General features: G+C 66.8%; 20 protein-coding genes. 5 read left to right on the top strand and 15 right to left on the bottom strand.

Going from position 1 to position 18,667, the window contains the following annotated elements:
- The first annotated feature begins 1,038 nt into the window (after positions 1-1,038).
- Together IFT54_RS20535 and IFT54_RS20530 are read left to right on the top strand one after the other, a co-directional pair.
- A complete protein-coding gene (locus tag IFT54_RS20535) occupies positions 1,039-1,299 on the top strand; it encodes a hypothetical protein (protein ID WP_244648974.1) in 261 nt (86 codons plus the stop codon).
- Between the two features lie 2,092 nt (positions 1,300-3,391).
- Complete coding sequence (locus tag IFT54_RS20530; protein ID WP_244648973.1) at positions 3,392-4,051, top strand: PEPxxWA-CTERM sorting domain-containing protein; 660 nt, start codon at positions 3,392-3,394, stop codon at positions 4,049-4,051.
- Between the two features lie 128 nt (positions 4,052-4,179).
- On the opposite strand, the gene IFT54_RS13540 is transcribed toward IFT54_RS20530, so the two are convergent.
- From IFT54_RS13540 to mdcA, 9 genes are all read right to left on the bottom strand, one after another.
- Positions 4,180-4,518, bottom strand: coding sequence for a hypothetical protein (locus IFT54_RS13540; RefSeq protein ID WP_192071032.1), 339 nt, complete (start codon positions 4,516-4,518; stop codon positions 4,180-4,182).
- 52 nt (positions 4,519-4,570) lie between these two features.
- Positions 4,571-5,146 (bottom strand): GAF domain-containing protein, encoded by a 576-nt coding sequence (locus IFT54_RS13535; RefSeq protein WP_197984674.1) that lies wholly within the window; start codon positions 5,144-5,146, stop codon positions 4,571-4,573.
- A 152-nt stretch (positions 5,147-5,298) separates the two neighbouring features.
- Complete coding sequence (locus tag IFT54_RS13530) at positions 5,299-6,210, bottom strand: acyltransferase domain-containing protein (protein WP_192071031.1); 912 nt, start codon at positions 6,208-6,210, stop codon at positions 5,299-5,301.
- The gene (gene mdcB, locus IFT54_RS13525) at positions 6,207-7,043 is read right to left on the bottom strand and encodes a triphosphoribosyl-dephospho-CoA synthase MdcB (RefSeq protein ID WP_197984673.1); all 837 of its coding nucleotides are present in this window, start codon (positions 7,041-7,043) and stop codon (positions 6,207-6,209) included. The genes IFT54_RS13530 and mdcB overlap by 4 nt, the downstream gene beginning before the upstream one ends.
- Complete coding sequence (mdcG, locus tag IFT54_RS13520) at positions 7,040-7,669, bottom strand: malonate decarboxylase holo-[acyl-carrier-protein] synthase (protein WP_192071029.1); 630 nt, start codon at positions 7,667-7,669, stop codon at positions 7,040-7,042. Before mdcG ends, mdcB begins: the two co-directional genes overlap by 4 nt.
- Entirely contained in the window at positions 7,669-8,385 is a 717-nt protein-coding gene (mdcE, locus tag IFT54_RS13515; protein ID WP_192071028.1) for a biotin-independent malonate decarboxylase subunit gamma, read from the bottom strand. Before mdcE ends, mdcG begins: the two co-directional genes overlap by 1 nt.
- Positions 8,372-9,331 carry a biotin-independent malonate decarboxylase subunit beta gene (locus IFT54_RS13510; RefSeq protein WP_192071027.1) on the bottom strand — a complete coding sequence of 320 codons (960 nt, stop codon included), beginning with the start codon at positions 9,329-9,331 and terminating at the stop codon, positions 8,372-8,374. The genes mdcE and IFT54_RS13510 overlap by 14 nt, the downstream gene beginning before the upstream one ends.
- Positions 9,328-9,645, bottom strand: coding sequence for a malonate decarboxylase acyl carrier protein (gene mdcC, locus IFT54_RS13505; RefSeq protein ID WP_192071026.1), 318 nt, complete (start codon positions 9,643-9,645; stop codon positions 9,328-9,330). The genes IFT54_RS13510 and mdcC overlap by 4 nt, the downstream gene beginning before the upstream one ends.
- A gap of 11 nt (positions 9,646-9,656) precedes the next feature.
- Entirely contained in the window at positions 9,657-11,303 is a 1,647-nt protein-coding gene (gene mdcA / locus IFT54_RS13500) for a malonate decarboxylase subunit alpha (protein WP_192071025.1), read from the bottom strand.
- A gap of 165 nt (positions 11,304-11,468) precedes the next feature.
- Between mdcA and madL the strand changes: the two genes are divergently transcribed.
- From madL to IFT54_RS13485, 3 genes are read left to right on the top strand one after another with little or no spacing between them, the layout of a single operon-like run.
- Complete coding sequence (gene madL, locus IFT54_RS13495) at positions 11,469-11,912, top strand: malonate transporter subunit MadL (protein WP_107933815.1); 444 nt, start codon at positions 11,469-11,471, stop codon at positions 11,910-11,912.
- An 11-nt stretch (positions 11,913-11,923) separates the two neighbouring features.
- Positions 11,924-12,688, top strand: coding sequence for a malonate transporter subunit MadM (gene madM / locus IFT54_RS13490; protein WP_056022622.1), 765 nt, complete (start codon positions 11,924-11,926; stop codon positions 12,686-12,688).
- Between the two features lie 4 nt (positions 12,689-12,692).
- Positions 12,693-13,382, top strand: a complete 690-nt coding sequence (locus tag IFT54_RS13485) for a GntR family transcriptional regulator (protein ID WP_056408419.1) — start codon at positions 12,693-12,695, stop codon at positions 13,380-13,382.
- A gap of 10 nt (positions 13,383-13,392) precedes the next feature.
- Here the strand turns inward: IFT54_RS13485 and IFT54_RS13480 are convergent, their stop codons facing one another.
- The 6 genes from IFT54_RS13480 to IFT54_RS13455 are packed head-to-tail and all read right to left on the bottom strand — an operon-like array spanning position 13,393 to position 18,663.
- Positions 13,393-14,355, bottom strand: coding sequence for a hypothetical protein (locus IFT54_RS13480; protein ID WP_192071024.1), 963 nt, complete (start codon positions 14,353-14,355; stop codon positions 13,393-13,395).
- Between the two features lie 11 nt (positions 14,356-14,366).
- The gene (locus tag IFT54_RS13475; protein ID WP_192071023.1) at positions 14,367-15,443 is read right to left on the bottom strand and encodes an alpha/beta hydrolase; all 1,077 of its coding nucleotides are present in this window, start codon (positions 15,441-15,443) and stop codon (positions 14,367-14,369) included.
- A gap of 1 nt (position 15,444) precedes the next feature.
- The gene (locus IFT54_RS13470; protein ID WP_192071022.1) at positions 15,445-16,245 is read right to left on the bottom strand and encodes a TylF/MycF/NovP-related O-methyltransferase; all 801 of its coding nucleotides are present in this window, start codon (positions 16,243-16,245) and stop codon (positions 15,445-15,447) included.
- Positions 16,236-16,913 (bottom strand): 4'-phosphopantetheinyl transferase family protein, encoded by a 678-nt coding sequence (locus IFT54_RS13465; protein WP_192071021.1) that lies wholly within the window; start codon positions 16,911-16,913, stop codon positions 16,236-16,238. Before IFT54_RS13465 ends, IFT54_RS13470 begins: the two co-directional genes overlap by 10 nt.
- Positions 16,910-18,271, bottom strand: a complete 1,362-nt coding sequence (locus tag IFT54_RS13460) for an APC family permease (RefSeq protein ID WP_192071020.1) — start codon at positions 18,269-18,271, stop codon at positions 16,910-16,912. The genes IFT54_RS13465 and IFT54_RS13460 overlap by 4 nt, the downstream gene beginning before the upstream one ends.
- On the bottom strand, positions 18,271-18,663 hold the full coding sequence (locus IFT54_RS13455; RefSeq protein WP_183936524.1) for an SCP2 sterol-binding domain-containing protein: 393 nt from the start codon (positions 18,661-18,663) through the stop codon (positions 18,271-18,273). Before IFT54_RS13455 ends, IFT54_RS13460 begins: the two co-directional genes overlap by 1 nt.
- Positions 18,664-18,667: the final 4 nt, after the last annotated feature.

Below are 18,667 nucleotides of genomic sequence, written 5' to 3'. Positions count from 1 at the left end.
AAAATGCCCGGCTTTCCGATCCGGGCATTTTTTGTGTTCACGACCGCGTCATATCCTTTGCCGGACTCTCATCGGTGCATTTGCGAAAAAGCAAGGCCAAGAGGTTCCACTGCTTTTTGCATAGCGGTGTGCGCAGTCTTAAACCGCCCGCCTACCAGATAGCCCATCAAAGGCGTTCGTTACGCCGAACTACTGCGACGGCCCTTTGTTGATCGCATCGACTTTCCGAACGAGGACTCGCATTCTGGTTACCGAACTTCCGATCCAGCTGAACTGTCCGCAGACACTGCAAACACGTTCAACCCTGGCAAGATAGCGCCAGTGGCCGCGCAAGAGCGGTAGGCGTCATTCTCGGCATGGTGAAGTGCATCGGCCAAGAAAGAGGCCACAAGCGGATTGTTAGATACGTCGGCGACGTGAAGCGCCCAAGCGATCGCGGAGCGCAATATTTCTGCGTCGTGTCCAAAGGGCGTGTTCATGGGGCGGTTTGTTACAAAGCGAATTCTTGGGAGCCAAGCTCGCGTTCGGCATACAAGGTTAAGATCAACCTAGGTTACTTTCAGTCGGGACCCAAGCCGGCCTGACTCAACCCGCTGCCAGCTATACTGGTGAGCAAGGATCTGAATGGGGCACCTGACCGATCGCGTCACGCTGTTGCCGGCGTGCCGAGGTGCACCCAGCGAGCAGCTGATCGGATAGGACTGATGCCGCTTCGATGTCGAGCGTAACAGCAACGCCCGGCCCATCAATCAGCACCCTCCCCTCGTTCGCTGAGACGTTCAGAATTTCCGGACGCAAGGTACGCAGCATGCCAATTCTCCCGTAGAACAATCAGCGACCAATGGCGGCACATCGTTCCGTGTATTGATCCACGGCAGGACGATACTCAATGACCGAGATCGCTCGCCTCGTGTTGAGGGAAGCCTTGAGTTTGGAGCGGAGCAGCGCGCTAGCTAGGTCAGAAAACGTCAGTCCCAGTGACGCTCTTGCATACGAAGGTCGATCGTATACTTTCGGTCGAATTGCAGGAGTCGAACGATGAAATATCGCGTTGCAGTTGCGCTGATCCTCACCCCCATTGGCGTAAAGGCGCAAACGTCAGAAGCCCCTGCCAAGGCCGTAGAGGCGCCAGCCCAAGAGAAGAAGATCTGCCGGTCAATGACGCCGACGGGCTCTTTCATGGCAACGCGCGTCTGCAATTCGGCTGCGGCGTGGCGCAAATTTGATGGGATAACTGCTGACGGCGCGCAGCAGACCCGGGATGTCTATCGAATGACCACGACCGGCGTGCCGCACTGAGTTAGATGCAGCGGCGATTTCCTGCAATGCCCGCCGCCTGGCAGTGGAATCGGATGCCGCAATCTGATTGAGCGCCGAAAGAAGCCGCTCATTGCGCGCGCAAACCGCCGCTTTCGTCATGCTGGCACGGAGCGGCGGCTTCCCGACAGTTCGGCCGCGCACAACCATGTCAGTCATGTTTTCCTCGTGGGTTCCCGCCACCAAATGCGCAGGGTTGCAGCAGATCGCGCGGTCGCAGGTGTGACGGATGACGCGTTCGCCTGGGTCTTCGCCGTTAACTATTGCCGATGCCACCCGGTTTGATCGGCGGATCCTGCCGCCTCCCACCGTCGTCTGACCGTACAGCCCTTTACCGCCGCGGCATGCTGTCCAATCCCAGCACTCGCCTTCACCGCGGCGGGCGACGTTAGACCAGAATCGGGCAATGATAGCCGGCCCCCGGATTGGATCCGCGAGGTAAGGCCATATAGGCTTGATCCCGAACCGGGGCTTAAACGGCGCCGTCGCGGCTATCTCGACGCTCATGAAATACACCCCACTGCACGTGGGGGATTCTTGGGGGTATAATGCCCCCCGCCACGAGCTTTGTAAGGGCGTCAGTTCGATAGGTGCCGGGCCCACCAATTTCCAAAATCACAGTCTCCATATCGCCGCAATAAGCCGCAGCAATGCGCCACTTCTCCGCGGTTTTCTTGTCAGGCGTTCCATGACTACCTGTCGCCGATCAGGCGTTCCGGGGGCGGCTCAGGGGGTAAATTCAGATTGCCCGCACCCGATTTCCCCGCAAGGCCATCCGAGCATGCAGCCAGCGATTTCCAAACCTCCCGGGCGGAGCCGCACCTGATGCGCGGCAACGCCTTGTCTCGCGCGATCTGACAGGATCCGGCGGCTTTCCCGGTGACCAATGATCGCGCGCGCCCAGTGCCCGCTCGTCGGCGTTGAGGACGATCGCGCGGTGGCGGCGTTCCTCCGCTGGCAGACGTCGCGGCGAACCGCGCGTGACGAACTGGTTCATCTAGGCGACCTCTCGCCCTATCATCGTAGAGAGGCTAGCGAGGCTCCTGCCTGCTCCTTGGCGTGCTCGGGCAGTCGGATGCGTAGGGGTTACATCCTCATCGGGCGCGTCCGGGCAGCGAATCAGGATCGCACCTGAGCTGCATCGTTCCGCTATTATTCCCAACCAGTTTGCGGCTGCCCGCAGTCCGAGAACGCGCGAGGATTCGGAAATTGAAGCAGCTCGGGGGGCCTCGACGTCACCCGGTCGCCAGCCTAGCCCGTCGTCAAATAAATGACTGTTGGGTCACTCTTCGTGTCTTGTTAACCATACAAAAACAGGACTTATTGCGCGCTATGACGGTGCGAAACGCGCCGCGGAGCAGAGGGTGTTTCAATGGTAATGATCCTGGTGGGCTGGGCCGGCTCTTCCGTCGCAGCTTTTCTCGTTCTCGGGTACGCCGCTCACAAGCTCAAACACGTATGAAGCGGGAACTGGGTTAGGATCCACACGCTTTCTATCCGGAAGAGGACGGGCTCGACCGGGGAGCCGACCGCGCGCGTCGAGCGACTGACGACGGGCCGACCTGCACCTACCAACCAGTTGATCGGAAGGGACGGACGCCGCCTCTATGCCGCGCGTGGCGGCAAGGCCGGGTCCGTCGATGAGCACCCTCCCTTCGTTCGCCGCGACGTTCAGAGCTTCAGCCTGCACCTTCGGCTGCATGGCCAGACGCGATGCGGTTTCTGGTCATCGATCACGATCATGCATGTCCGATGGCGCTTTTCATCCGTAAGATCATGAGGCGCAGCGCCCGCCGCCAGTTGCGACACCGCATCCGTCACGATCGGGCTGGAAAACTTCCGTCGGGAAGTGGAGCACCTGCACCTTTCCCGATCGGTAGGGGAACCTGGACCACTCCCGCGGCTTGCTCAGGGAATTCCGCATCAAATAACCGACGAATCCAAGAATATGCGGAGGTCTCCTATAATCCGATTGGAGTAGTGCGTCTTAAGCCATTAGGATTATCGTCGAGAATTCCGGAGTATGATAAGGAAAGAATGGCGACGCTGGTTGCCGAATTTCGAGGATAGTCCCATGATAAACAAGGCAATCATAGTCGGAATGCTTGGATTTACGGCAATTTGTGCGACACCCGCTGCAGCTGTATCAATCATGGATCCGACCGACGACTTCATTCCGTCATATACTGCGGGTCCACGTTTTGCAGATCTCGACGTCACAGGCTTCTCGGTCAATTACGACAGTATGTCGCAATTCTTCACGCTAGGCGTCACTTTTGCCGGGGATATCGATCCGCAGACGGCGGGTCTGTACATTTTCGGCGTCAACACCGGTACAGGCATCGCCAGACCTTTTGCCTCGATCGGTCAACCCGATGTGATCTTCAATCAGGCCATTGTGATACAGAAGAACGGCACCGGATCGGTCGGTCCAAACGCCTTGGACCCAGCTGGTATTTCCATCGCTGGAAACATGCTGACAGCGCGGGTTCCGCTCGCCTTGCTGCCGAGCACGGGCTTTGGGCCAACGCAATATGGGTTTAATCTCTGGCCCCGAAACGGTGTGGGTAACGTCAACCAGATTACGGATTTTGCACCTGAGAATGCGACCGTTTCGATCGGCGCGGTTCCAGAGCCGGCAACGTGGTTCATGATGCTTGTCGGCTTCGGGGGAGTCGGCCTCGGGCTCCGCCGGCGCATCGGTAAAGTCGTCACAGGTACTGCTTACGCCTGATCTCGATGACAGTTCATCCCATATAGAGCCGCCGCCCTTCATTGGTCGGCGGCCTTTCAGTCCAGCGTCATCTTCGTCTGATATCTTGTCCCAGAGTAAGGGCGTCGAGGATCAGGCAGCGTGCTGGACTACATAATCGCCGAAGGGGTGCCTAGTGCGACAATATGCTCGACGGCGTCCTCGGTAATTTCCTGGGCACCCTCCAGCCCAAATTCGCCGAGATAGGACCAGGCGACCCACCCGACATATCTCGGCAGGCCCGGAATGGCGAGGCCGACCGATCGGCCGATCGTCACGCCATAATCCGCTTTCACCCGAAAACCACGCGTGGAGACGCCCGTCACGGTCGCGGGTATCATTTCGCCCAGAGGGGTGATCAGAAGCGCCCCCAGGTTGACGAGATGCCGGGATGCGCAACGACGTTCGATCAGCGCCGGCGAGATATCGCTCGCGATTTTGCGATACATATTCATTTCGAGGCACGTCCGGGCAGTCTACGTCGTTGCGCACACGTGGCCATCACGGTCGCTGGCTTTGCATCGAAGACTGGACTTCCTTATCGCCTTCGCGATCGACGTCGGCCTGCTTGCTTATGGCATGGACAATCGCCTCTGCTTCCTTCTTCAACGCGATGATCCGCGCCCTGTCGTCGTCCGTGACGAAGTCACGGGGTTTTTCATCGAAGACGCACAATGCGCCGAGTACGGTGCCGTCTTCGTCGCACAGAGGCGCGCCGATATAAAATTGAATGCCCTCGATCGTGTCGACGAAAGGGTTGCCGGCGAAACGCTCGTCTGCGCCGGCGTCCGGAACGATCGTCAGTTCGTCGGGGGATAGAATGGCATGCGCACAGAAGGACGTAGACCTCTTATAGATGCCGGCCTCGAAACCCGCTGCGGACAATACGTAAGTCGAGTCCTGATAGACGATGGTGATGGCTGCGGACTTCGCCTTCAGGGTATCGCGGACAGCATCCAATATCGGCCGGAATCTGCCGACATGCGGACTTGCGATGAGATTGCTTGTCGCAATGGCCCTTTCGCGTTCGCGTTCATTTTCCGGCTTATCCGCCATGATGTAGAACGAGATCGACATATCATATCCTAGCCCTATGTGCCCAATCGAGCAGATAGGGAGCCTAAGCGTCCGTTTGCCCGGCCTGTGACGATATAAAGCAATAGCTAACAAAGGGTTGGCATCACCGCCCGTCCCATCGAACGACACCCTCTCCTTGTCTCCCCCGACGTTCAGCGGGTGATCCAGGCGGTGATTCCGGCGAGGCTGCGGAAGTCGTCGACTGCGCGGACGTCGAGCGTGGGATAGGCGGCGCGGACCATGTCGGCGAGCGCGGTGCCGGGGCCGAGTTCGAGCAGGCGGTCGACGCCGCGTTCGACCAGCGCCTCGAGCGTGGCGGCCCAGTCGATCGTCGTGTCGAGCTGTGCCGCAAGTCCTGCGATTCCGGCGGCGCCGCGGACGATCGTGGCGTCAGTTGCGCCAATCAGCGTGCGACCCCGGATCGGCCGTGCGGGCTGGGCTTCGAGCAGCGCGGCGTGGAACGGGGCGACCGCAGCGGAAAGGCGACGGGTGTGCGACGCGACGCGGACCGTGATCGGGCGGGCAGTCAACGCACCCTCCGACAGTGCGGCGTTGCAACAGGCGGCGACCTGCGCGCGGGTGCCGCCGATCACGAACAGCAGGCCGGGATTGACGATCGCGATGCCGCAGTCGAACCGTGCGACCAGCGCCTCGACCGCCGCGCGCGGCAGGCCGCGGACGAAGCCTAGGCCATCCTCCGCGCCGCCGGCCGCGTCCATCGCCGCCGCTCGCGCCGCGGTGAGCCGCAGCGTGGCGGCGGGCGACCACAGGCCGGCGATACCCCAGGCGGTCATCTCGCCGACGCTATAGCCCGCGACAAGCGCCGGACCGATCGGTTCGAGACACGCCGCCGCCGCCAGCCCGCGCGCGACGCAGAGGATCTGGCTCGTCGCATTGGCGTGGAGCCGGTCGTCCGCGGCGGTCCGGACGAGCTGATGGACGTCCTGTCCGAGGATCGCGGTGGCCGCGGCGAGGATCGGCGCGGCGGCGGGTTGGTCGACGAACAGGTCGAACATCGCGCGGTCCTGCCGCCCCTGCCCCGAGCAGAGCAAAGCGAGCGTCACGCGTCATGCGCCGCGGCGAAGAACGTCATCGCCAGCAGATCCGCACAGCCCCCCGGACTGAGCCGCCGGGCGACGAAGCGGTGATGGACCGCGATCGCGCGCGCGCGCCAGTCCGCCGCGGCAATGCCCCCGGCTGCGAGGAAGGCGCGGGCCTCGCCCTGCGCGAAGGTCAGGCCGGACGGGCCGCCGCGATAGAGGAGATTGGTGTCCGCGACGCCGACGATCAGCGCCATCAGGACCTGCACCGCCTGCGCGTTCCGGTCGTCGGGCCGCAGGCGCCGCGCGGTGGCGAGCGCGGGCAAGGCGGTGGCGTAGAGCGCGGGGAAGCCGGCGGCGGCCTCGGCGCGTGCACCGCCCGCGGCATGGCGGCGCGCGACCGTGGTGCCATGACTGTGCAGCGCGACGGGCCCGCGCAGGATCTCGGCGCCCCAGTGCTGCGCGACGATCGTCCCGAGCGGCGCGGCGATGCCATAGCGCTGGCGGAACCCCGCAGCGGCGCAGAGCAGGCCCATGCCGAAGATCGCGCCGCGATGCGTGTTCACGCCGCCCGTCGCGACCATCATCGCCGCCTCCGCCGCGATCCCGATCGCGCGCAGCCGGTCCATCCCTGCCCCCGCAGCCCCCGCCTGGGCCAGCGCGGCAAGATAGGGGGCGAGCGCGTCGGCGCTGCGGTTCATCATCGCCGCATCCATGTCGTCATGCGCGCCCGGATCCACCGGGCTGACGAGGCCGGGCTTGGGATAGGTCGCGATCTCGCGACGGAGGCACAGCGCGGCAGCGTGGCCGATCGCGTCGGTGTCGACCGCGGGTGTCGTCGCGACGAGCGCGGTCATGCGAACACCGACGCGCGCGGGGTCACACTGTTGGTGTCCGCCGCCTTGACGAGCAAGTCGGGTGCGTCCGATGCCCATTCGCGCCATTGCACCGCATGGCCTTGGGGGGTGAGCAGTTCGCCGTCGATCCGCATCGGTGCGGTCGCTCCGATCGTCAGAAGCGCGCGAGCACGTGCGGTCGCGGCGTGGTCATCCGCCACCGTCCAGAGCAGGTCGAGATCCGAACCCGGCGACAGATAGGCCAGTCCTGTCAGATGCGCCCAGGCGAGGCTGCCGAAACAGCGCGTGTCCGGGTCGAGCGTGACGAGCGCGGCGATGCTGTCCTGCCAGGCGGGGGGTGCCGCCGCCGCCGCATCGCGCAGCAGCGGCGGCGGGGCGTCGGCCCGGATCGCGTCGGGGGGCACGGCAAAGGCGAGCCGTTGCTTGCCGATCGAGGGCGGCAGCGGCAACCCGAGTGGGACCAGGCACGGCAGTTCGCCGACGACCGGCCGTCGCGCGATCAGCGGGCGGTCGTCCCTGGCCCAATCGGCCAGCAGCGCCGGGGCGTTGGCGAGCCCGTGCGCGGCGAGGATGGCGGGCCAGCGCTGCGGGTCGATCCAGACCAGCCGATGTCGGTCGAACCGCATCAGCGCCGCGCTGCCATATCCACCTCGTCCGCGATCGCCGCGGCCTTGGGCCGGCCCTTGCGCTCGGCCCCGAGCGTCGCGCGCGCATCGTGATCGCGCGGCCTGGCGAGCAGCGTCGCGAGCTGATCGGCGAGGCTGCGCTGCGGATCCCAGACCTCGGCGACGCCGCCGACGCTGACCAGATTGTCGAGGCCGGGGGCGAAAACCGGGGTCGTCTTTGCCTTGTCCTCGAGCAGATCGATCGACAGCTTGGTGACGCGCGCCATCGAGGCGAGGTCCATCACTTCGGGATGCGCGCCGGGCAGCGCGACGAGCGTGTCGCAGGCGAGCGCGGTGGCGATGAACGCGCCGGCCGCGCTGCCGCCATAGAGCAGGCCGATCGTGCGGTGGCCACGCGCCTCGGCGAGCAGCAGCGACTTGGCGAGGTGCGCGAGATATTCGCTGAGGCCGAGCAGTTCGTCGCGCCGGCTCATCCGCTGGCTCGCGCTGTCGACGAGGAAGAGGATCGGCGCTCCGTCGTCGCTGCGTGCGATCGCGAGCACCGCGGCGGACAGGCGGATCGCCTGGTCGATGCCGATCGGCGCGCGGGCGGTGGCGCCGATGACATGCACGACCCGTCCGTCGGGCGACGTGCCGCGACCGAACAGCAGGTCGCCCTCCGCGGTGACATCATGGCCGGCCGGAAACAGCGAATCGAGGATCTCAGCGGGCGTCATCGGCGCTCTCCCGATACTGGGCGGCAAGGGTCGCGAAGGCGGCGGAAGGCATGTCGGGTATCGCCTGCGGGTCATCGATGCCGAGCGTGCGCCAGATGTCGGTGGCGTCGGCGGCGTCACCGAACCGGGCGATGCGGCGTTCGAGGCGGTCCTGTTCCGCGTCCAGAGTGGCCAGATCGAGACCGGGTCGCCCCCCTCTCCCAAACGGGAGGGGGGCGGCGTTCCGGACGGAACCCGCCCTGGCTGGTCGCACGAGCGCCGCGAGCATTGCCGCGCGGAACGCCGCGGCATCGTCGTCGACGAACAGGTCCGCGCCGCCGATCAGCGTCCGGTGCTTGCCGCCCATCGTCCGCCAGACCAGCGCACGATCGCGCGAGTCGAATTCCTCGACGCCCTTGTTGGTCTCGATCACCTCGGGGCCAGTGACGCTGATCCGGCCCTGTTCGGATATGATCAGCGTCGAGCAGCAGCCGGCGATCAGCCCGCCACCGCCATAGCAGCCCGCGCGGCCGCCGATCAGCCCGACGACGCGCACGCCCGCGATCCGCGCCTCGGTGACCGCGCGCATGATCTCGGCGATCGCGATCTCGCCGGCATTGGCCTCCTGCAGACGGACGCCGCCGGTGTCGAACGCGATCACCACATCGCGGTCGAGGGCTTTGGCGGCGCGGAGCAGGCCGGTGAGCTTGGCGCCGTGGACCTCGCCGAACGCGCCGCCCATGAAGCGGCCCTCCTGCGCGGCGATCATGATCGGCGTGCCGTCGACGGTCGCGGCGCCGACGACGATGCCGTCGTCAAACTGCGCGGGCAGGTCGAAGATGCCGAGATGCGGGCTGGTCTCGCGCCGCTCGGGGCCGACATATTCGGTGAAGCTGCCGGCATCGACCAGCGCCGCGATCCGCTCGCGCGCGCCCGCCTCGTACCAGCTCTGATAAAGGTTGCTCATGCTTCGGGCTCCTCGATCATGCGGACGGCCTGGGCGAGGCGCAGCGACACCGTATCGGGTCGCGCGCCACCATCGTTGATCGCGATCCGCAGGCCGCCGGCGGCGCGCCGGCCGACGAAATCGGCGACCACCGCGTCCCACAGGTCGCGAAAGCCGTGCGCCGCAGTGCAGATCTCGATCGCGCACCGATCGGCTGCGTCGCCGCGCTCGACCAGCACTTCCAGATTGCCCGACGCGACCACGCCGACCAGCGCCATCGCGCGCGTGCCGCCCGCGGGCACGGGCGCGGCGATATCGAAATGCAGGATTTCCATGCTTCTATCCCCTACCAGTTCCGGAACCGGCTCGGCGGCCGGTAGAGCCCGCCCGAGGCGAGCATCAGGTCCTTGATCGAACGCGCGGCCAGCATGTTGCGGTTCGCGTCGAGCGGGTCGATGCCGAGATCCTCGGGCCGCTGGATGATCTTCCGTTCGCGCAGCCGTTCGACCATCGCCTTGTCGCGGCCGCGGCCGATCTCGGTAAAGCCCGCCACGCCGCGGATCGCCTGTTCGCGCTCATCCGCATCGCGGCAGAGCAGCAGGTTGGCGATGCCCTCTTCGGTGACGATGTGCGTCGTGTCGTCGGCATAGACCATGATCGGTGCGAGATCGAGATCGAGCTTTTCGGCGAGTTCGAGCGCGCCGAGCTTTTCGACGAACAGCGGTGCGTTACCCTCGCCGAACGTCTCACCGATCTGCACGACGAGTTTGCGGCCGCGCCGCAGCGGTGCCGCGGTGTCGGGATCGGCCTCCGCGCCGGCTTGCAGCCAGGGTGCGCTGGGATGGCGCCGGCCACGCGCGTCCGACCCCATGTTGGGCGCGCCGCCAAAGCCGGCGATGCGGTTTGCGGTGATCGTCGAGCTGTGCCCGGCAAGATCGATCTGCAGCGTGGAGCCGATGAACATGTCGCAGGCATACAGCCCCGCGGTCTGGCTGAAGGCACGGTTCGAGCGGAGCGAGCCGTCGGGGCCGGTGAAGAAGATGTCGGGCCGCGCGGCGAGATAATCCTCCATGCCGACTTCGGAGCCGAAGCAATGGACCTGCTCGACCCACCCCGCCTCGATCGCGGGAATCAGCGTCGGGTGCGGGTTGAGCGCCCAGTGCGTGCAGATCTTGCCCTTCAGCCCGAGCTTCTCGCCATAGGTCGGCAGCAGCAGCTCGATCGCCGCGGTGTTGAAGCCGATGCCGTGGTTCAGCCGGCGCACGCCGTAGGGCTGATACAGCCCCTTGATCGCCAGCATCGCGGTGAGGATCTGAGTCTCGGTCATCGCCGCGGGATCGCGCGTGAACAGCGGCTCGACATAGAAGGGGCGCCCTGCGTCGAGCACGAAATGGACCTGGTCGCCGGGGATGTCGACGCGCGGCAGCGTATCGACGATCTCGCCGACCTGCGCGATCACCAGACCGCTGCCGAAGCTCGTCGCCTCGACCACGGTCGGCGTGTCCTCGGTATTGGGGCCTGTATAGAGATTGCCGTGACGGTCCGCGCTGACCGCAGCGATCAGCGCGACCTGCGGCGTCAGATCGACGAAATAGCGCGCGAACAGTTCGAGATAGGTGTGGATCGCGCCGAGCTCGATCTTGCCGCCGAACAGCATCTTCGCGATCCGTGCCGATTGCGGGCCGGAGTAGGAGAAGTCGAGCCGCTTCGCGATCCCGCTGTCGAACACGTCGAGATGCTCGGGCAGGACGACGCCAGACTGCACCATGTGCAGGTCGTGGATCCGCGCCGGGTCCATCGCGGCCAGCCCCCTGGCCAGCACATCCGCCTGTTTCTGGTTGTCACCCTCCAAGCAGACCCGGTCGCCGGGCCTGAGCACCGCTTCGAGAAAGTCGACGAGCGTTTCGGGATCGACCAGCTTGCCGGTGGCAAAGCCCCGGCCCGCCGCGATCCGCTCCTCGCGCATCTGCTTGCGCGTATTCCATTGCCGCACCGCATCGCCTCCTGACGCTTATTCTGACCCTCTTGTATTCGCTATTGCTCCAAAGGCAACCCTGTGCATACTTAACGGCGTATAAGACGCCAGATCGAATACATTGAGAGGATATGCCATGAGCGAGTCCCTACCCGTTGCCGCCGCAGATGCGGGACGCGGCGCATGATCGCCGGAGTCGCGCTGCTCGCGATCTGTACGCTGATAGGGCAATTGCTGGGCGAAGGCCTTGGCGTGCTGCTCGGCGTGAAGGCCAATGTCGGCGGAGTCGGCATCGCGATGATCCTGCTGATTGCCGCGCGGATGTGGCTGAAGACGCGCGGTCGCTACAATGAAGGCGTGTCACGCGGGATCGGCTTCTGGGGCGCGCTCTATATCCCGATCGTCGTCGCGATGGCGGCGCAGCAGGATGTCGTCGCCGCGGTCGAGGGCGGCCCGATCGTGCTGATCGCGGGCGTCGGCGCGCTGCTGCTGTGCTTCAGCGCGGTCGCGATCATCAGCCGGTTGTCGGGCACGCCCGAGACGATGGACGAGATCGAGGCGCGCGAGTCGCGTGAAGCCGAGATGGCGATCGCCGCCGGATCCCCCGCCCCGATCACCCCGCGCTAAGGACCGAACGCATGGAAATGATCACCAAGGTCCTGACCGCCAATGCGCTGCTCACCGCGTTTGCGGTCGTCGGCATCGTCATGTGGCTGTCGAACATCCTGTCCGCCAAGCTGACGATGGGCCGGGTCCACGGCTCGGCGATCGCGATCCTGATCGGCCTCGCACTCGCCTTCTGGGGCGGGATCGCGACGGGCGGGCACAAGGGGCTCGCCGACCTGCCGATGCTTGCGGGGATCGGGCTGATGGGCGGCGCGATGCTGCGCGACTTCGCGATCGTCGCGACCGCGTGCGAGGTCGATGTCGAACAGGCGAAGAAGGCGGGGCTGATCGGCGTCGTCGCGCTGCTGCTCGGCACGATCCTGCCGTTCATCGTCGGCGCGCTGGTCGCGGCGTCGTTCGGCTATACCGATGCGGTGTCGATGACGACGATCGGCGCGGGCGCGGTCACCTATATCGTCGGGCCGGTCACGGGTGCTGCGATCGGGGCAAGCTCGCCCGTCATCGCGCTGTCGATCGCGACGGGCGTGTTCAAGGCAGTGATGGTGATGGTCGGCACGCCGTTGGTCGCAGGGCTGATCGGGCTCAACAACCCGCGCAGCGCGATGGTGTTCGGCGGGCTGATGGGGACGGTCAGCGGCGTGTCGGGCGGGCTCGCCGCGACCGATCGCCGGCTCGTGCCCTATGGTGCCTTGACCGCGACCTTCCATACCGGGCTAGGGTGCCTGGTGGCGCCGTCGATCCTCTATCTGATCGTCCGCGCGATCGTGGGGGGCTGACAGCGTGGCGGATATCGAGAGCGAAGACACGGGGCTGCTGTCCGACCGGATCCGCAACGCGCTGACCGACGCGATCTCGTCGGGCGAGCTCGCGCCGGGCACGATGCTCGACGAACAGCAACTGGCCGACCGCTACGGCGCGTCGCGCACGCCCGTCCGCGAGGCGCTGCGGCAGCTCGCGACCAGCGGGATGGTCGAGGTCCGCCCGCGCCGCGGCGTCATCGTCCGTCATGTCACCGCCGAGGAGGTGATGGACATGTTCGAGACGATGGCGGAGCTCGAGGCGGTGTGCGTCCGGCTCGCCACCTACCGGATCACGCCGCTCGAACGCAGCCGTCTGCTGCGGGTCCATGAGGCGAGCGAGGCGGCGGTCGTGGCGGGTGATGTCGACGCCTATGACGCGCTCAACCGCGAGTTTCACGAGGCGATCTACCGCGCGGCGCACAACGACTTCCTCGCCGACCAGGCGATCGCGGTGCGCACGCGGCTCAACGCCTTCCGCCGGATGCAGCTGCGCCAGGACCGCCGCCTCGCCAGCTCGCGCGCCGAGCATGACGCGGTGATGCGCGCGATCGCCGAGGGCGATGGCGACGAGGCGGCGCGGCGGATGCGCGCGCATATGCTGAATGCTGCGAGCGCGCTCGACAGCTATATCGCACACCAGGACGCCGCGCACGCCAAGCCGGCGGGATGACCGCGGCGCGTCAGGCTCGGCGCCCAGGGAGCCGGGTCATCATGTAGATGCCGACCAGCAGCAGGTCGGGGACCCACAGGAAACCGCCGCGCATGTAGAAGTCGGTATTCTGGCCGGTCCAGAGCCAGTTGAACTTGCCATTGGCGAGCCACAGGCCGTCAAAACCCTCGATCAGCGCCCCCTGGAGCAGCAGGATCGCGAGCATCCGGGGCTCGCCGCGCCGGACCGCGAGCCACAGGCCGAACAGCAGGAACAGCCCGTAAGCGAGGTTGCGCGTGCCGATCCACCGCGCGGGCAGGATCGCCCCGAACAGCGCCGACCCCGTCCCCCAGTCCGGAAACGGCCGGAACGCCGCCATCCAGAAGCCGGTGCTGTCGAACCACCACCAATAGGCGAACAGCAGCTTCATCCCGGCATAGGCGAGCGTGACGACATAGCAGACGATCACGAAATGGCGGTCGATCCAGCGGCCTGCCGCGCTTGGCCGTGGCGGGATCGGCGCTGTCGGCGTCGCGCGGGCGGGGCTGCCCGACTGGCCGGCGAACACCCATGCCGCCGCGAGCAGCGCGACCACCCAGCCGACACTGACGATCATCGCGCCGCTCGATACCGGCGGTGCCCAGCCCACCGCCTGCCCGCGGCTCAGCCAGACGGCATCGATCGTCTCGATCAGCGCCGCCTCGCAGGCAAAATAGGCCGGCAGACGATAGGCACGCAGACACAGCGCGACGATCACGGTGGCGAGAAACCCGATCGCGTGCATCGCGGTCCGCGTGCCGAGCCATTTCGCCGGCAACAGCGCACCATAGAGCGCGGCACCGCTGCCCCAATCCGGAAAGGGCCGGAACAGCAGTTCCCACCGCGCGATGCCGTGAAACCAGAAATCGCCGGCGACCAAGGCCTTGCTGGTGACATAGACAAGCATCACCGCCAGTGCGGCGAGGAACGCGGGCACGGAGTGGCGGACGGGCATGATGCGCGCTTTCAGTTCGACCCCGAGGGGTGGCTGGTGGAGGAGTCGCCCGCGGCCTGCAGATTGGCGGGCCAGCGGCCGGGGGCATGGACGCGGATCCAGTCCACGACCGCGTCGATGAGTTCGGGGGGCGGCTTGAGGATCATCAGATGCGCCAGGTCGCCGAGCAGCAGGAAGCGCTTCTGACAGGTAAGCTGGTCGAACAGATGCTGTTCATAGGCGACCGGGAAGACTTCGTCGCCGCGTGACGAGATCAGCATCAGCGGCGTCGTGATCCGGTCGAGCGGCCGTGCGAGGTCGGTCTTGGCGAGGGTCGAGATCGCCCCGAGGCCGTAGGCGAGCGTGACCAGCGGATCGGTGCGCATGAGCTCCATCGCCGAGCCGCCGCCGGGCAGCTTCAGCTTGTCGAACGGCAGGTACCAGGTGACGGGGATCGACCAGGCACGCAGCCGCAAAAACAGCCGGCACAGGAACGGCACGAGCCACCGGGGTGGCTTCAGGATCGCGATCTGGCGGATCGTGTTCCCGTCGAGCCAGGCGATATTGTGACAGACGACGGTGGCGACCGCGGGATCGTCGGTGGCCGCGACGTACAGGCCGATCACCCCGCCCTGGCTGCTGCCCGAGAAGACCACCTTGCGACCAAAGCGCGCATGCGCCCAGGCGCAGACGGCGCGCGCATCGTCGATCGCCTGCGTCACGGTGAAATAGCCGCGCCAGCGTCCGCTCCGGCCGTGACCGCGCGGATCATAGGCGACCACCGTGCAGCCGCGGCGATGCAGGTCGACGAGCAGCTGCGCGTAGAGCTGCGCATAGGCCGCGGTCCCCGGCATGAAGACATAGACCGGCGCATCGGGCGCGCCCTGCAGCACATAGAGCGCGAGGCACACGCCGTCCGCGGTCCTGAGATATTCGCGCGCAAAGCCATTGGGCGCCGCATCGATGCCGAAGCGCGCGTAGAGACCGGCGAGATAGGTGATGAGCGTACATTCGCACGCGCGCCGGCGGTGCATGTACCATTGGCTGACCGCGAGCCACAGCAGCATCCCGCCAAGCAGGAGGGCGGCGAGGATGGACAGGATCGTCATCTCACGCCGCCGCGCCACGCCGGGTGGCGGCCGAATGGACGGCCAGACGCCCTGCCCCGGCGCCGTCCGGGGGGACCGCCGCCACAGCCGGAGTCTCGGGCACGCCGCGGCAGACGATCATCGCCTGCGTGCTCGGCAATTCGATCGGTCGTTCGGGTCGTGTCGCGAGGAAATCGGCAAAGGCGCGCTCGACCCCGGGCAGCATCGAATAATCGTGCGACAGGATGATCCCGCCGCGCACCATCCGGGGATAGAAGAAGGCGAGCCCGGCCAGCGTGCTTTCATAGAGATCGACGTCGAGATGCACGAAGCTGAAGCGCAGCGCGTCGAGCCCGGTGGTCGAGGCGGGGAACGCGCCGGGATGAAACCGGACCATGTCGAGATCGGCAAGCCGCGCGCGCACCCGCGGCAGGCTGGCCTCGAACTGACCCCGCTGCAGGACTTCGCGTTCGTCCGCACGGGGTTCGGGAAGCCCGGCGAAGCTGTCGAACAGATGCAGCGCCCGCCCCGGCGCCGCGGCGGCGATCAGCGACGCGGACGTCCCTTCGAACACGCCGAACTCGGCCAGATCGCCATCGAGCGCGGCCTGCGCATGCGCGATGCCGTACAGCGTGAACGACTCGTTCGCGGTCAGCAGCGACTCACGGCCGCGTTTGCTCCGGCGGATCAGCGCGAGCGTGTCGCCCCGCTTGTGCCCCCGCAGCGACAACGACTCGATCGCCGAGGCGAGCCCGATCGCACCGCGGCGGAGCAGCCGGCTGCGCCCGACGATGCGCTGGACCTGAGGGTGCTTCATCCACATCGGCCGGTCTCCTCCACGGGGCAAAAGGCGAGCGCCGCGTCGGCGGCGATGCCATCGGGCAGGCGCAGGTCGCGCCATGTCCAGCGCGTGCCGCCGAACTGCAGCGTGCCAGCGCTGGCGGACAGGGCGAATGGCGACTGGGCGCGGACCGACAGGCCGAACCCCGTGCCCTTCACCAGCGCCTCGTGGCGGGTCCAGCGGCGCGTCACCTCGGCATCGGGGAGTGCGTGATCGCGGCACAGGAACGGCGCGCGGTCAGGCCCGTGGCATTCGATATCGACGCCGAGTTCGGTGTCACGGGCGAGCGCGGTCAGCGCGATCACACCGCTCCGGCTGGTGTTGAAGTAGAGCGGCACCGATCCGCGCGACCGGATGCTCGGTTTGCCGCGCGCGCCCGACACGATCTCGACCGCGTCGGCGGACTGGCCGAGCGCGCGCGCCAGCAGGCCGCGCAGCTCGAGCCGGGCGCGGCTGGCGCGGGTGGTGTGCGTATCGGTCGCGCCGGTGTCGGGCGCCGGGGCGGCGGGCAGATCGTACAGCCACAGGTCAATAAACCCGCGCTCCGGCATGACGCAGGTCGCAGCCGCCCAGTCCGCGACGATCGCGCCGTCGCTGACCGCGACGCGCGCATGCCGGGGCGTGGACAGGGCGGACGACGGCGTCGTCACCGGGCCGCACCGACAGGCGCGCGGACCGCCGCCTGCTCCTGCGACCTCCGAGAATAGAGCGTGAGCACTGCGACGAGCAGGATCGCGACGGCGACGCCGGCGATGGCCTGCGGCACGATCGCGGGCACGGTGAACAGCGATGCCACCGCGATCAGCGGCATCAGGACGATCACCGCCCAGTGGCTCGCCCCCGGTAACCGGCTGCGGAACGGCCGGGCGAGCTCGGGGCGACAGCGGCGCAGACGCTCGACCGCGCCGACATAGGCGGCATAGATCAGGCAGATGATCGCCGACCCGACCAGCCCGACGACGAGATACAGGTCGAACGCCGCGATCAGCAGCGCGGCGACCAGGCCGAGGCTGCCCAGCACGAGCACGGCACCGACCGGCGCGCCCGTATCGACCTGTACCCGCGCGACGAACCGCGGCAGCGATCCCTCGCGCGCGAGCGCCTGGAGCAGTTGCGCGCCGCCCATGATGCCCGCGTTGAACGTCGAGACGATCGCGCCGAGTCCGACCAGCACGGCGAGCGCAATGCCGGGGCTGCCCAGCAGCGCGGTGAACAGCGGCACCTGCGGCGTCGCACTCGTGGCGATCAGGCCGTGCGGCAGCCTTGTACCGAGCGCGGCGACGAACAGGCCATAGGTGACGAGCAGCGTCCCGATCGCGACGAGCATCGCGATCGGGACCCGCCGCGCATAGGCTTGCCGCGACAGGCCGATCGGGGTGACCCATTCGAAGCCGGTATAGATGAAGATCGCGAGCGCGGTCGCCGCGGGCAGCCCCGCCCAGCCCGCGGGCGCGGCTGTCGTCGCCAGGTCTCGCGTCGACGCGACGGCCGGTGCCGGCAGGAACCAGAGCGCGGCCGTGGCGGTGACAAGCAGCACCGCCATCGTCCCGAACGCGGTGAGGATCTGCAGGCGACGGGGCAGGTCGAGCCCGCGCAGGTTCGTCAGCACGACGACGGACATCAGGACGACGATCGACACCGTCGGTGGCACGGCGGGCAGCGCGGCCTGCACCACCATCGCAAAGCCGTAGCTCTCCACCCCCGCGATCATCACGACGAACAGCAGATAGGCGTGGACCAGCACCAGCGCCGCGACCGGTCCGAACGCCGCGCGGAAATAGGTGATCACCGCGGGCGAGGAGGGCCACATGCTCGCCAGCTCGCTGATCGCTGCGCCGATCACCGTGCAGATCACGCCGGCGACCAGCAGCGCGACCAGCGCCGGGCCGGTGCCGGTCACCGCGAACAGCCCCGAGACCATCGCGAACGCCGAATTGCTGAGCGCCATCCCCGCGCCGACCGCGACATAGAACAGCCACTCGCCGCGAGAGGACAGGCCAGTCGCCATCACAGCCCCCAGATGACCATGGCGAGCGCCTCGAGCTTCACCTTGTCGCGCGCGTCCGAATAGACTTCGAGCTGTCCGTCGATCACTGCCGAGGACGGATTGTAGCGGCCCGCGAAGATCTCGATCAGCGTCCGCTCCTCGCCGCTCAGCGTCACGAACGGGGTGTCGCCGGTGCCCTCGGTTCCGTCGCGGATATCGGTGACGCGGGTGCCGGTCACCGTCAGCACGACGCTGCGCGCGGTGTCGGTCGCGTCGACGAGCAGACGGCGGTTCCAGCCCGCCGTCAGCTTCGCCGCACGGACATTGGCGTTGAAGCGGTCGCGGAAATCGCCGAGCCAGTGATCGAGCGTTTCATGGGGAATGGCAGGCTGCGTGGCGGCGGCAAATGTCATCGCG

The organism is Sphingomonas sp. CFBP 13714, from assembly GCF_014842205.1.
Taxonomy (GTDB): Bacteria; Pseudomonadota; Alphaproteobacteria; order Sphingomonadales; family Sphingomonadaceae; genus Sphingomonas; species Sphingomonas aerolata.
The sequence above is the reverse complement of the archived record's forward strand: the minus strand, read 5'-3'. Positions and strand labels throughout refer to the sequence as shown.

Coding starts and splice junctions, on each gene's coding strand:
- mdcE (WP_192071028.1), bottom strand. CDS start 8,385: ATGACGCCCGCTGAGATCCTCGATTCGCTGTTTCCGGCCGGCCATGAT.
- IFT54_RS13470 (WP_192071022.1), bottom strand. CDS start 16,245: ATGTGGATGAAGCACCCTCAGGTCCAGCGCATCGTCGGGCGCAGCCGG.
- IFT54_RS20530 (WP_244648973.1), top strand. CDS start 3,392: ATGATAAACAAGGCAATCATAGTCGGAATGCTTGGATTTACGGCAATT.
- madL (WP_107933815.1), top strand. CDS start 11,469: ATGATCGCCGGAGTCGCGCTGCTCGCGATCTGTACGCTGATAGGGCAA.
- IFT54_RS20535 (WP_244648974.1), top strand. CDS start 1,039: ATGAAATATCGCGTTGCAGTTGCGCTGATCCTCACCCCCATTGGCGTA.
- mdcC (WP_192071026.1), bottom strand. CDS start 9,645: ATGGAAATCCTGCATTTCGATATCGCCGCGCCCGTGCCCGCGGGCGGC.
- IFT54_RS13510 (WP_192071027.1), bottom strand. CDS start 9,331: ATGAGCAACCTTTATCAGAGCTGGTACGAGGCGGGCGCGCGCGAGCGG.
- IFT54_RS13540 (WP_192071032.1), bottom strand. CDS start 4,518: ATGTATCGCAAAATCGCGAGCGATATCTCGCCGGCGCTGATCGAACGT.
- IFT54_RS13475 (WP_192071023.1), bottom strand. CDS start 15,443: ATGACGATCCTGTCCATCCTCGCCGCCCTCCTGCTTGGCGGGATGCTG.
- IFT54_RS13535 (WP_197984674.1), bottom strand. CDS start 5,146: ATGTCGATCTCGTTCTACATCATGGCGGATAAGCCGGAAAATGAACGC.
- IFT54_RS13460 (WP_192071020.1), bottom strand. CDS start 18,271: ATGGCGACTGGCCTGTCCTCTCGCGGCGAGTGGCTGTTCTATGTCGCG.
- mdcG (WP_192071029.1), bottom strand. CDS start 7,669: ATGCGGTTCGACCGACATCGGCTGGTCTGGATCGACCCGCAGCGCTGG.
- IFT54_RS13455 (WP_183936524.1), bottom strand. CDS start 18,663: ATGACATTTGCCGCCGCCACGCAGCCTGCCATTCCCCATGAAACGCTC.
- IFT54_RS13480 (WP_192071024.1), bottom strand. CDS start 14,355: ATGCCCGTCCGCCACTCCGTGCCCGCGTTCCTCGCCGCACTGGCGGTG.
- madM (WP_056022622.1), top strand. CDS start 11,924: ATGGAAATGATCACCAAGGTCCTGACCGCCAATGCGCTGCTCACCGCG.
- mdcB (WP_197984673.1), bottom strand. CDS start 7,043: ATGACCGCGCTCGTCGCGACGACACCCGCGGTCGACACCGACGCGATC.